Raw genomic sequence first — 13,217 nt, forward strand, 5'->3', positions numbered from 1 at the left:
GCCACGAAGGTCCGACAACATGCCACCTGCGACGGCGCCAGCCGGCTCGCTGGAGCGCCTACCGTTGCAAACGCGAAAGCAGCTCGGCGACAACCGAATCGATCTGCACCGACACCTGCTCCCCCGTCGCGAGATCCTTCACCCCGATCGTGCCGGACTCGAGGTCACGATCACCGGCCACCAGCGCGACACGGGCGCCGGAACGATCGGCGGCGCGCATCGCGCCCTTGAGCGCCCGGTCGCCGTAAGCCAGATCCACCCGGACCCCGGCAGCACGCAGCTGCCCGGCCAGCACCGCCAGCCGCAGTTTGGCCGGTTCGCTCAACGGCACACCGAAGACCTCGCAGCGCGTCGTCTCCCCCACGTTGCGGCCCTCGGCCCGCAGCGCCAGCAGCGTCCGGTCCACGCCGAGCCCAAATCCGATGCCGGACAAGTCTTGTCCGCCGAGCTGGCGCATCAGCCCGTCGTAGCGGCCACCGCCACCGATGCCCGACTGGGCGCCCAGACCGTCATGCACGAACTCGAAGGTGGTCTTGGTGTAGTAATCCAGCCCACGCACCATCCGCGGGTTGATGACGTAGGGAACCCCCAGCGCATCCAGATGTGCCAGCACCGTGTCGAAGTGCTGCTTGGCCCCGTCGGAAAGATGGTCGAGCAGCACCGGGGCGCCGGCGGTCATGGCCTTGACCTCGGGCCGTTTGTCGTCGAGCACCCGCAGCGGGTTGATCTCGGCACGCCTGCGCGTTTCCTCGTCGAGGTCCAGTCCAAACAGGAACTCCTGCAACACTTCCCGATACTGTGGCCGGCAACTGTCATCGCCCAGCGAGGTGATTTCCAGCCGGAACCCGTCCAGGCCCAGCGACCGGAATCCGGCGTCGGCGATGGCGATCACTTCGGCATCCAGCGCGGGGTCGTCGACGCCGATCGCCTCGACGCCGACCTGCTGCAACTGGCGATAACGGCCGGCCTGAGGACGCTCGTAGCGGAAAAACGGTCCGGCATAACACAATTTGACGGGCAGCGCGCCGCGGTCCAGGCCGTGTTCGATCACCGCGCGCACCACCCCGGCGGTGCCCTCCGGCCGCAGCGTGACCGAGCGGTCACCACGGTCGGCGAACGTGTACATCTCCTTGGACACCACGTCGGTGGATTCACCGACGCCGCGGGCGAACAGCGCGGTGTCCTCGAAGATGGGGAGCTCGATATCGGCGTAACCGGCCCGCCGGGCAGCGCCGAGCAGGCCATCGCGCACCGCGACGAACTGTGCCGAGTCCGGTGGGACGTAGTCCGGCACGCCCTTGGGCCCGGAAAACGCAGTGAATGACTCCGTCATCCGCTCAGACCTTCGAGGAACGGGTTGAATCGCCGCTCGGCGCCGATCGTGGTGGAGTTGCCGTGGCCGGGCAGCACGACGGTGTCGTCGTCGAGCACCAAGAGCTTGCCGACGATCGAGGTCAGCAAATCGCGGCCGCTGCCACCAAACAGGTCGGTGCGACCGACCGCACGCTCGAACAGCGTGTCGCCGGTGAACACCACGTCGGCGTCGGCCTTGGCGGCTTGGGCGACCCGGAAAACCACCGATCCGCGGGTGTGTCCGGGCGTGTAATCGACGTTGACGCTGATGTTGCCCAGGTCGATCTTGTCGCCGTCGCGATCCAGCTCGACCACCTGTTTGGGCTCGTGGAAGAACGCACCCGCCATCACCTGCGCCAGTCGCGGCCCCATGCCGTGGATCGGGTCTTTCAGCATGAACCGGTCTTCGGGATGGATGTAGGTCGGGCAGCCGTAGGTGTCGGAAACCTTCTGAGCAGACCACATGTGGTCGATGTGCCCGTGGGTGAGCAGCACCGCGGCAGGGGTCAGCCGATTCTGGTCGAGGATGCGCCGCAGCGCACCCATCACTCGCTGCCCCGGATCCACGATGATGGCGTCCGTTCCGGGTCGCTCGGCCAGGACGTAGCAGTTGCACTGCAACACCCCGGCGGGAAATCCGGTGATCAACACGCTTCCCAGTTTCCCATCCGAGCCTGGGGCCGCTTGACGCGGCTCGCCGCGGCCGCATTAGCCTGAGCTGGCTACCTCGGCCCCCACTGACAACCATGGAGGCGTACCGGCCGTGCCGACCAACGAACAGCGACGTGAAACCGCCAAGCGCAAACTCGAGCGGCAGCTTGAACGCCGCGCCACCCAAGCTCGCAGGCGCCGGCTCCTGCTCATCGTGGGTAGCACCGTTGCGGCAGTGGCCGTGGTCGCAGCCGTGGTGGTCACCGTGATGCACCGGAATAGTGAGCACAAGGCCACTCCCACTACCGCCACCAGCTCCTCCCCGGGGAGCACGACTCCGCAGACCGGGCAGGTTCCTCCGGCTCCGCCAATGCCGGCGTTCAAGCCGTCGGACACTGTCGGCGCCAACTGCCAGTACCCGCCGTCGCAGGACCCGGCCGCCAAGCCGGTCAAGCCGCCGCGGAGCGGGAAGGTGCCGACCGACCCGGCCCAAGTGAGCGCCAGCATGGCAACCAGCCAGGGCAACCTCGGCCTGCTGCTGGCAAACAACGAATCGCCTTGCACGGTCAACAGTCTCGCGAGCCTGATCGGCCAGAAGTACTTCGATAACACCAAGTGCCACCGGCTGACCACCTCAGAGTCACTGGGCGTCCTGCAATGCGGTGACCCCAAGGGCGACGGCACCGGCGGCCCGGGCTACCAATTCGCCAACGAGTACCCGACCGACCAGTACCCGCCGAACGACCCCAAGCTGCGGGAACCGGTTCTCTATCCGCGCGGCACACTGGCCATGGCCAACGCCGGACCGGGCACCAACGGCAGCCAGTTCTTCATGGTCTACAAGGACTCCGAGCTGCCGCCCCAGTACACCGTCTTCGGCACGATTCAGCCTGACGGGCTGGCCGTTCTGGACAAGATCGCCAAAGCCGGAGTCAACGGCGGCGGTGAAGACGGAGCACCGGCCAGCGAAGTCACCATCACGTCGATACTTCTCGACTAAATCCGGAGCCTTGGGTGGTCGACACCTTAAGGTCATTGCGTGGTCACGGAGTCATTCGGGCATTACGAACTACAGGGCCTGTTGGGGCGGGGCGGCATGGGACAGGTGTTCCGTGCCCACGACACCGTCACCGACCGGATGGTCGCGCTCAAGGTGTTGCCCGCGCATCTGGCAGAGGACGACGAGTTTCAACAACGCTTCCGGCGTGAGGCACGCATAGCGGCGAGCCTGACCGACCCACATATGGTGCCCATCCACAGCTACGGCGAGATCGACGGCCGGCTGTACGTCGACATGCGGCTGATCGAGGGCCGCGACTTGGTGCGGTACATCGCCGAGAACGGCGGACGGCTCAGCCCCGAGCGTTCGGTGTCGGTGGTCGAACAGGTTGCGGCAGCACTGGATACGGCCCACGAAGTCGGATTGATTCACCGCGACATCAAACCGTCCAACATCTTGGTGTCCAACCGCGATTTCATCTACCTGATCGACTTCGGGCTCGCGCGCACCGCCGCGGACACCGTGCTGACGCACACCGGGCACACGATGGGCACCATGGCCTACATGGCGCCCGAGCGCTTCCGGGGAATGACCGATCGCCGCGCCGACGTCTACGCGCTGGCGTGCGTGCTCTACGAGTGCCTGACCGGAAACCTGCCCTACCCCGGCGACAGCCTTGAAGAACAGCTCAACGGGCACCTGAACACTCCGCCGCCGCGACCGTCCGCGGCCCGTGCCGATGTGTCACCGGCGCTCGACGCGGTGGTCGCCCGGGGCATGTCAAAGGACGTCGAACAGCGCTATCAGACGGCGATCGAACTGGCACAGGCCGCCAGAGCGGCACTCACCGGTACCGGCGACACCGCGGCGTGGAGCATGCCACCAGCAGCAGCATCGGCCATCTCGCCGCCGGTATCCCAGCCCGGGCCGGCCCCGTCCCCACCGCAGCCGGCGAACTCCCGGCGGTTGATCGTGGGCATCGTCGGCGGATCGGTCCTGGTGCTCGGCGCGGTGATAGCGCTGGTGATTAGCCTCGTCACCCACAGCGGCGGCAGCGGATCGTCAACGACCGCAACCAGCACGGCGATGAGGTTCCCCGTCCACACCAAGGTGCCCCGACCGGGAGCCACACCGGGCGCACCCGTTCCGGCACTGCCGGCCTTTGCCCCGCCACCCGACCTGGGCGCCAACTGCCAATACCCGCCGACGCAGGATCAGGCACTCAAGCCCGCCAACCCGCCTCCGGACGGCAGGGTGTCCACCGACCCGCCCGTGATCAGGGCGACCATCTCCACCAACGTCGGTGACATCGGTATCGCGCTGGACAACGCCAAGGCCCCCTGCACGGTGAACAGCTTCGTCAACCTGGTAAAACAGCAGTTCTTCAACGGGTCCCAGTGCGGCAAGCTGATGAACCAGTCCGATTTCGGGATCCTGCAGTGTGGCGGACCGGAGAACGAGGGAACGGGCGGGCCCGGGTATCAGTTCGCCGACGAATACCCCGTCAACCAGTACAGCCTCAACGACCCCGCGCTCAAACAGTCCGTGCTCTACCCGCGCGGTAGTTTGTCGATGGCCAACGGCCTGGCACCCGACACCAACCAGAGCCAATTCAACTTGTTCTACAAGGACAGCGTGTCGGACCCGCTCTTCACCATCTTCGGCACGATCGATGAAGCGGGCCTGGCGACGATTGACAAGATCGCCAAGGCGGGCGTTCTCGGCAACGGCGACGATGGCCTTCCGTCCAGCCGGGTCACGATCACCTCGGTGCGGCTCAGCTAAACGTCGTGCGGCCGCCTTACGCGGCGGACGTCACGCGGTAGACGTCGTAGACGCCTTCGACATTGCGCACGACGTTCAGTAGGTGCCCGAGATGCTTGGGGTCACCCATCTCAAAGGTGAAGCGACTGATCGCCACCCGGTCACCCGAGGTAGTGACCGATGCCGAGAGGATGTTCACCTTTTCGTCGGCCAGCACCCGCGTGACATCCGACAGCAGCCGGTGCCGGTCGAGTGCCTCGACCTGAATGGCCACCAGGAACACCGACGACGGCGACGGGGCCCAGAGCACCTCGATGATGCGCTCGGCCTGATGCTGCAGTGACGCGGCGTTGGTGCAGTCGGTCCGGTGCACGCTGACGCCGCCGCCGCGGGTGACGAAGCCCATGATCTGGTCGCCCGGCACCGGTGTGCAGCATTTGGCCAGCTTGGTCAGCACGCCGGAGGCGCCGGGGACCGACACACCGACGTCATCGGTGCTGCGGCGGCGCAGCATCGTGGTCGGCGTGGACCGCTCGGCGAGATCCTCTTCGGCCTGGTCGATGCCGCCGAGCTCAGCCAGCAGCCGCTGCACGACGTGGCGCGCCGACACGTGGCCCTCACCGATCGCGGTGTACATCGCCGACACGTCGGTGTAGTGCAGTTCGCGGGCCACCGCCGCCATGGACTCACCATTGACCAAGCGCTGCAACGGAAGCCCACCCCGGCGCACCTCGCGGGCCATCGCCTCCTTGCCGGTGTCCAGCGCCTCCTCACGGCGCTCCTTGGCGAACCACTGCCGAATCTTGGCCTTGGCCCGCGGCGACACCACGAACTGCTGCCAGTCCCGTGACGGCCCGGCATTGGGCGCCTTCGACGTGAAAACCTCGACGACTTCCCCATTTTCGAGCTTGCGCTCCAGCGCGACCAGTCGCCCGTTGACCCGGGCGCCGATGCATCGGTGGCCGACCTCGGTGTGCACCGCATAGGCGAAGTCCACCGGCGTCGACCCGGTGGCCAGGGTGATGACGTCGCCCTTGGGGGTGAACACGAAAATCTCTTGCACCGCAAGGTCGTAACGCAACGACTCCAGGAACTCACCCGGGTCGGCGGCCTCCCGCTGCCAGTCGAGCAGCTGGCGCATCCAGGCCATGTCGTCGATCTCGGCGGCGGCATGGAGATGCGGAACACCGTTGCGGCCCTTGGCTTCCTTGTACCGCCAGTGCGCAGCGATGCCGTATTCGGCGGTGCGGTGCATGTCGCGGCTGCGGATCTGCACTTCCAGGGGCTTGCCCTCCGGCCCGACGACCGTGGTGTGCAGGGATTGGTACACACCGTATCTGGGCTGGGCGATGTAATCCTTGAATCGTCCCGCCATCGGCTGCCACAGCGAGTGCACCACGCCCACAGCGGCGTAGCAGTCCCGGATCTCGTCGCACAGGATGCGGACGCCGACCAGGTCGTGGATGTCGTCGAAGTCGCGCCCTTTGACGATCATCTTCTGGTAGATCGACCAGTAATGCTTGGGGCGGCCCTCCACGGTCGCTTTGATTTTCGACGCGTTCAGGGTGGCGGTGATCTCGGCGCGGACCTTGGCCAGGTAGGTGTCCCGCGACGGTGCACGGCCGGCGACCAGGCGAACGATCTCCTCGTATTTCTTGGGGTGCAGGATCGCGAACGACAGGTCTTCCAGCTCCCACTTGACGCTGGCCATACCCAGTCGATGTGCAAGGGGCGCAATGACTTCCAACGTCTCACGGGATTTGCGCGCCTGCTTCTCCGGCGGCAGGAAGCGCATGGTGCGCATGTTGTGCAGCCGGTCGGCGACCTTGATGACCAGCACCCGCGGGTCCCGTGCCATCGCGGTGATCATCTTGCGGATGGTCTCGCCTTCGGCGGCGTTGCCCAGCTCGACGCGGTCCAGCTTGGTCACCCCGTCGACGAGATGGCCTACCTCCTCGCCGAATTCCTCGCTCAAAGCCTCCAGCGTGTAGCCGGTGTCCTCGACGGTGTCGTGCAGCAGCGCGGCCACCAAAGTCGTGGTGTCCATGCCCAATTCGGCGAGGATGTTGGCGACGGCCAGCGGGTGGGTGATGTAGGGATCACCGGAATGCCGCAATTGGCTGGCGTGGCGCTGGTCGGCAACCTCGAACGCTCGGCTGAGTAGCGAAACGTTCGCTTTGGGGTAGATCTCCCGATGCACCGCCACCAGCGGCTCGAGCACGGGGTTGAGCGTGCTGCGCTGGGCGGTCATCCGCCGGGCCAGCCGGGCCCGGACGCGCCGCGATGCGCTGCTGGTCGTCTTCAGGGTTTCGGCCGGCGGCTCCGGCGTATCGACGGGCGGTAGCGATTCGGGAGGCGGCGCAACAGCTTGCGCCGTGCTTTGCTCATCCGCCACGTCAGTCACCTCCGACCTCGAGGATATCCCTAAGTCTGATTACCCCACTCCTTCTCGGGCCGATCCGGCCCGCATCGTCGCGGGGAGCTAAACGAAGCACAGGCTGGCTACCGGCAAAGGGGCGAGCGCCGCGCGACCACCCAGCTCGGTGAGTTCGATGACCACCGCGACGCCGAGCACATCGGCCTCGGCACGTTTGAGCAGTCGGGCCGCGGCGCCCAGCGTCCCGCCGGTGGCCAGCACGTCGTCGATGATCATGATCTTGCGGCCCCGCAGGTCCAGACCGTCGGCCGGGATTTCCAGAGCCGCACTGCCGTACTCGAGGTCGTAGCTCTCGGTGTAGACCGGGGGCGGCAACTTGCCGCCCTTGCGGATGGCCAGCACGCCGGTGCCCAGCCGGGCCGCTGCGGCCGCCGCCACCAAGAACCCACGGGAGTCGACGCCGGCCACCAGGTCGGCGCCGGAGGCGAGGGCCGCGACGGCGTCGGTGACCGCGGCCATCGCCTTGGGGTCGGCGAACACCGGGGTGAGGTCCTTGAACTGCACTCCCGGCTTGGGAAAGTCGGCCACATACCTGGTCAACGACGCGATGAGGTTGGCCAGCGCCGCGTCCTCCCGCATATGCGTCACTGCACCAACGCCCATCGGTCCATGTTCCAACCCGCGCCCCAACGGGTGGGATTGCTGCTCACCGCGTACATCTTTTTCGACATCAGCAACGTGCGCTGCTGGCGGTATAGGGGCAACGTCGGCATGTCGGCCCACAGTACCGGCGCGCCCTCGGCGAGCAGCCGAACGCGTTCGGCCGGGTCCGCAGATACCGCGAGCGCGCCGATTATGCCGTCGATTTGCGGGTTCGCATACCCCGACAGGTTGTTGCCGTTGCCGCTGTGCAGGTCGTAGGCGTCCATCGCCGACGATCCGGTGGATCCGCTGCCGCCGGCTCCGCCGGTGCTGGCCAGCAGGACATCGATCTTGCCGTCCTTGAGTGCCCGGGGCCCGGACGTGTCCAGCGTGACGTTGGAGACGCTGATACCCGCCGCGGAACATGACTTGGTGATGGTCCCGACGGTGACCGCCAGTCGCGCATTGGGTCCCTGGTAGCCGATCCGCACCGCCAGCGGCGCACCGCCCAGCGCATCGCGGGCGGCGGCGGGATCCGCCTTGTTGAAGGGGCCGGCCTCGGCGGCGCCGTCGGCCTGCGCGACGGCATCCGCGGCGACCGGAGACAGGCGCGAATTGGCGATCGGCACCCCGGCGTCGTGGGCGATCACGTCGCGGGGCGTACACAGCGCGAACGCGCGGCGGGCCTTGGCCTGTGCCAGCGGTCCCTGCGCCGCAAAGATCAGCTGCTCGATGCCCGCCGACGGCGAATCGGTGCGCTCGTAGTTATCCGGGGTGGCCAGCGTTCCCGATGACCCGGCCGCGACGTCCACCACGTCGACGTTGCGGTTGTTGACCCGGTCCTGAATGTCCGGCGCCTGCGGCGACACGGTGATCCGTTTGGTGATCGCCTTGGGGCCCCACCACCGGTCGTTGGCCACGAGCACCACCGCACCGTCGTCCAGGACGGATTCCACCTTGTACGGTCCCGACGACGGGAAGCGTTTGTGGATCTCGTCGGGTTTGAGACCGGGCTTGAGGTCCCACGTGGTGTTCCACAGTTGCGCGATCTGTGCGACCGAGGGCGCGTTATTGCTGAGCAGCGTCGCGGTCACGTCGATGTTCAGCTGGTCGGCGATGACGTGCGACGGCATCATCGTGGTCGCGGCGAACAGCTGCGTGTAGTCGACGACGCCGCGGTCCGGGATGAACGACACCCGCGCCTTCTTCTGCCCCGGTATGCATTCGACGTTGGCGATGTCGACGTAGCCGGCCTGGGTGGCGGCGTCGAAACCGGGAAACCGGCCCGACTGAGCCGCCCAGGCAAGCACCAGGTCGTCGCAGGTCACCGGCTTGCCGTCGGAGTAGACGGCGTTGTCGGCGATCTGGTAGTCGAGCACCAACGGCGAGCCGCCCACCACCGAAACGGTGCCGAAGTCGCGGTCGGCGACGACCTGCCCGTCGGGGCCGTGGTAGCCGAATCCGATCAGCGTCCGGGCAAACGCCTGCGCCCCGGCCGACGCGAAACCGACGGTGGTGTTGGCGTTGTAGGTGTTCAGCGGGCCGTCGACGACGTAGTCGATCTCCGAGGCGGCGCTACCCGAGCACCCGGTCAGCGTGCACGCCACGAGCGACACGGCCAGGCCGACGGTCGCCCATCCGCGCCAGCGGGCCATCGCGGCTACCGCCGGCCGGCGTTTCGCTTGCCGGTCGGGCGCCGGGTACCGGTGGGTCGCACAGGCCGGGCTCCCGGCGCCGGCTTGTTCGGTGCCGGCTTGCCGGCCTCGGTGGCGTGCGTGCTGCTCTGCTGCGGGGATTCCTCGTCGGAGGACTTCGGCGGCTCGTCGCTGTCGGCGTCGTCACCCACCGCGCCCGACCGCGACTCCGGCTTGCGTCGTTTGACGACCCGGCGGGTGTGAGTGCGCACGATCTCGGTGCGCTCGCGCAGCGTGACCAGCAACGGCGTGGCGAAGAAGATCGACGAGTAGGTGCCGACGATGATCCCGACCAGCTGCACCAGCGCCAGGTCTTTCAGCGTGCCGACACCCAGCAGCCACACCGCCACCACCATCAGCGCCAGCACGGGCAGCACCGAGATCAGGCTGGTGTTGATCGAGCGCATGAACGTCTGATTGATCGCCAGGTTGGCTCGCTCGGCGAAGGTCCGCCGGGCGGTGTGCTGGAAATCCTTCGTGTTCTCTTCGACCTTGTCGAAGACGATGACGGTGTCGTAGAGCGAGAACCCGAGGATTGTCAGCAGGCCGATCACGGTCGCCGGACTCACCTCGAATCCGACCAGGGAGTACACGCCGGCGGTCACCGTCAGGTCGAAGACCATGGTCGTCAGCGCCGAGATGGCCATGTAGCGCTCGTAGCGCACCATGATGTAGATGCTGACCAGCACCAGGAAGATGGCCAGCGCGATCAACGCTTTGTTGGTGATCTGATCGCCCCAGGTCTCCGATACCGCCGAGTCACTGATGGCGGCCTTACTGGGCTTACCGTCGGTGCCCTTGGGCTGGAAGGCATCGAACAGAGCGTTGCGCAGCTGCGTTGTCTGATCGTTGGACAGCGCTTCCGAACTGATCTGCACTGTCGCCGAGGCGCCGCTGCCGACGGTGACCACCGATGCGGGATCGTGGCCCAGCGTCTTTTTGAAGACGTCGGACACCTGCGACGTCTGCACCATGCCGGACCCGCCCGCGGCGGGCAGCGACACCGTGGTGCCGCCCTTGAAGTCGATCCCGAACGTGAAGCCCCGCACCAGGATCGACAGGATCGCCACCGCAACGATCGCTCCGCTGATGCCGTACCAGAGCCGGCGGCGTCCGACCACCTCGAACGCACCGGTGCCGGTGTAGAGCCGGGACAGGAAGCTGTGGTGTGGCAGCGCGGCGGTGCTGTCGGAGGTCAGTTCCGCGGCGTCTTCGCTGGCTTCGGTGATCTCTTTTGCGGCCATCGCGCTATCCCCGTCCCGTCTTCACATCTGACGAAGCCCGGCGCTCGCGGGCGACCTGTTGCACTGCTCCCAGGCCGTTGTATTTCGGTTTCGCCAACGTCGGCGACTTGGAGGCCAGGTACACCAGCGGCCAGGTCACCAGGAACACCACCACGATGTCGAGGACCGTGGTGAGACCCAACGTGAAGGCGAAACCCCTCACCTGGCCGATCGCCAGGGCGTACAACACGGCGGCGGCCAGGAAGGTGACAGCGTTGCCCGAGACGATCGTCTTGCGGGCCCGCACCCAGCCTCGTGGCACTGCCGAGCGGAACGAACGCCCTTCGCGGATCTCATCTTTGATGCGTTCGAAGAACACCACGAACGAGTCGGCGGTGGTACCGATACCGATGATCAGACCCGCGATACCCGCCAGGTCCAAGGTGTAGTTGATTTGGCGGCCCAGTAGCACCAGGATCGCGAAAATCATTGCCCCAGAGGCAGTTAGCGACAACGCCGTGAGCACTCCCAATGCCCGGTAGTACAGCAGCGAGTAGACGAGCACCAGCAACAAACCGATCGCACCCGCAATCAGGCCCGCCCGCAGCGAGGTCAATCCCAGTGTCGCCGAGACTGTTTGGGCCTCCGAGGATTCGAAGGACAGCGGCAGCGAGCCGTACTTCAGGACGTTGGCCAGCTGGCGTGCGGTGGAGGCGGTGAAAGGCGGGTCGCCACCGCTGATCTGGGTACGGCCGCCGGGGATCGCTTCCTGGATCATCGGGGCGCTGACGACCTGTGAGTCCAGGGTGAACGCGGTCTGGGTCCCGATGTGGGCAGCGGTGAAGTCGGCCCAGGTATTCGCCGCCGCGGTCCTGAACTGAACGTCGACGATGTAGCCGATGCCGCGCTGGTTCATGCTCGAGCTGGCGTCCTGGATCTGATCGCCACTGATAATCGACGGCGCCAGCAGATACGCGGTCTTGTGGTCGGTGGAGCAGGTCACCAGGGGCAGCGTCGGGTCGTCGTTGCCGGCCAGCACATCGGGGTCGTTGCAGCGTTTGGCCTCGATCTGCAGCGCGATCATCTGAACGTACTGGCTGGTGTTCTGCCGCAACTTCTTCTCCGCGGCGATGCGGTCGGCGAGATCCTTGCGCGGATCGGGCGGCGCGGGCGCCTCAGGCGGCGGCGCGTCGGCGGCCGGTCCTCCCGGCGCCGGTGCCGGTGCGGGGCTGGGGGTCGGCGGCGGGTCCTGCGGGTACGGACGCGGTTGCGGCGCCGGCCGCCCGGGCTGGCCGGCAGGCGGAGGCGCGGGCTGGCCGGGTGCCGGTTGGAGGCCGGGCGCGGGTTGGAGGCCGGGCGGTGGCTCTCCCGGGGCACCGGGACCGCCGGGCGGTGTGCCGGCAGGCGGCTGCGCCGGGGGTTTGGGTTCGGCACCTTGGGCCGGCATCGCGTTGAGCACCGGGCGGATGTAGAGCCGAGCGGTTTGTCCCAGGTTGCGCGCCTGGCTGCCGTCGTTTCCGGGCACGGTGATGACCAGGTTGTCGCCGTCGACCACGACCTCCGAACCGGAGACGCCCAGGCCGTTGACGCGCGCGCCGATGATCTGCTGAGCCTGCCCCAGCGCCTCCCGGCTCGGCCGCGAGCCGTCCGGGGTACGTGCGGTCAGCGTGACGCGGGTGCCGCCCTGAAGATCGATGCCGAGCTTCGTGTTGGGCCGCTTGTCCCCGGTGAGAAACACCAGCAAATAGAGGCCAATCAGCATGAACAAGAAAACCGACAGGTAGCGGGCGGGGTGCACCGGCGCCGAAGACGATGCCACTTTCCTTATATCTCCTTGAGAATCGGTTCTTATCCCCGACAGAGCCTACGTGTCCGCTTCCCGCAAACCGCTCATCGGATCGGGGTGGTTACTGATCTTTGGTCACCCGGCTGCCGTCGGCGGGGCCTTGGGAATCTTCGGATTCTTCCAAGTCGTCGTCTTCGTCCAGGTCTTCGTCCAGGTCTTCGTCGAAGTCGTCGGCATCCTCCGGCAGGATCTTGTCGCGGATGGCCAGCTTCATCCAGGTGGTCACTACGCCGGCCGCGATCTCGAGCTCGACGGTGTCGTCGTTAAGCGCGACGACGGTGGCCTGCAGACCGGACGTCGTGTTCACGCGATCGCCCGGCTGCAGCGATTCGTGCAGGTCGATAGTGGCTTGCATCGCGCGCTTCTGGCGACGCGACGCCAGGTACATGAACCCGCCCATGATGAGCAGGAACGGCAGGAACAAAACCAAACTCTCCATCGAACGCGCCTGTCTTTCGTATCGGTATTGCTGGGTATTCCATCGGTCGGTGCCGAGCCGGCCGGGAGGTCACGCACCGCGTAACGGGTCCAGTGTGCCCGTTCAGTCTGGCAGGCCATAGGTCGCAACCGATCGGCACCTGCGCCGACCGCCGGGGCCGGCGCTTGGGCCAGGTCCTCGGCGGGCGCCAAGACCTCTCGTGCAGATAGGCTTTCAGCGCGACGTGAG

General features: G+C 66.8%; 10 protein-coding genes. 2 read left to right on the plus strand and 8 right to left on the minus strand.

Going from position 1 to position 13,217, the window contains the following annotated elements:
- Positions 1 to 58: 58 nt before the first annotated feature.
- Both hisS and ACTXG5_RS22415 read right to left on the minus strand, forming a co-directional pair.
- Positions 59 to 1,333, minus strand: a complete 1,275-nt coding sequence (gene hisS, locus ACTXG5_RS22410) for a histidine--tRNA ligase (protein WP_445160874.1) — start codon at positions 1,331 to 1,333, stop codon at positions 59 to 61.
- A complete protein-coding gene (locus ACTXG5_RS22415; protein ID WP_445160875.1) occupies positions 1,330 to 2,004 on the minus strand; it encodes an MBL fold metallo-hydrolase in 675 nt (224 codons plus the stop codon). The genes hisS and ACTXG5_RS22415 overlap by 4 nt, the downstream gene beginning before the upstream one ends.
- 112 nt (positions 2,005 to 2,116) lie before the next feature.
- On the opposite strand from ACTXG5_RS22415, the gene ACTXG5_RS22420 reads away from it, so the two are divergent.
- Both ACTXG5_RS22420 and ACTXG5_RS22425 read left to right on the plus strand, forming a co-directional pair.
- Positions 2,117 to 3,004 (plus strand): peptidylprolyl isomerase, encoded by an 888-nt coding sequence (locus ACTXG5_RS22420; protein ID WP_445160876.1) that lies wholly within the window; start codon positions 2,117 to 2,119, stop codon positions 3,002 to 3,004.
- Positions 3,005 to 3,043: 39 nt separating this feature from the next.
- A complete protein-coding gene (locus ACTXG5_RS22425; protein WP_445160877.1) occupies positions 3,044 to 4,789 on the plus strand; it encodes a protein kinase domain-containing protein in 1,746 nt (581 codons plus the stop codon).
- Positions 4,790 to 4,805: 16 nt separating this feature from the next.
- Here ACTXG5_RS22425 and ACTXG5_RS22430 read toward each other — a convergent pair whose 3' ends face one another.
- The 6 genes from ACTXG5_RS22430 to yajC all read right to left on the minus strand — a co-directional run bounded on the left by ACTXG5_RS22430 (position 4,806) and on the right by yajC (position 12,989).
- Positions 4,806 to 7,163, minus strand: a complete 2,358-nt coding sequence (locus tag ACTXG5_RS22430) for a RelA/SpoT family protein (RefSeq protein ID WP_445160878.1) — start codon at positions 7,161 to 7,163, stop codon at positions 4,806 to 4,808.
- Positions 7,164 to 7,250: 87 nt separating this feature from the next.
- Positions 7,251 to 7,784, minus strand: coding sequence for an adenine phosphoribosyltransferase (locus tag ACTXG5_RS22435; RefSeq protein WP_445164550.1), 534 nt, complete (start codon positions 7,782 to 7,784; stop codon positions 7,251 to 7,253).
- A gap of 5 nt (positions 7,785 to 7,789) precedes the next feature.
- Positions 7,790 to 9,442, minus strand: coding sequence for an ABC transporter substrate-binding protein (locus ACTXG5_RS22440; protein ID WP_445160879.1), 1,653 nt, complete (start codon positions 9,440 to 9,442; stop codon positions 7,790 to 7,792).
- A gap of 5 nt (positions 9,443 to 9,447) precedes the next feature.
- On the minus strand, positions 9,448 to 10,725 hold the full coding sequence (gene secF / locus ACTXG5_RS22445) for a protein translocase subunit SecF (protein WP_445160880.1): 1,278 nt from the start codon (positions 10,723 to 10,725) through the stop codon (positions 9,448 to 9,450).
- A 4-nt stretch (positions 10,726 to 10,729) separates the two neighbouring features.
- Positions 10,730 to 12,523: a protein translocase subunit SecD gene (gene secD / locus ACTXG5_RS22450; RefSeq protein ID WP_445160881.1), complete on the minus strand. Its 1,794-nt coding sequence runs from the start codon at positions 12,521 to 12,523 to the stop codon at positions 10,730 to 10,732.
- 88 nt (positions 12,524 to 12,611) lie between these two features.
- The gene (yajC, locus tag ACTXG5_RS22455; protein WP_445160882.1) at positions 12,612 to 12,989 is read right to left on the minus strand and encodes a preprotein translocase subunit YajC; all 378 of its coding nucleotides are present in this window, start codon (positions 12,987 to 12,989) and stop codon (positions 12,612 to 12,614) included.
- Positions 12,990 to 13,217: the final 228 nt, after the last annotated feature.

This window comes from Mycobacterium sp. Dal123C01 (assembly GCF_052566995.1).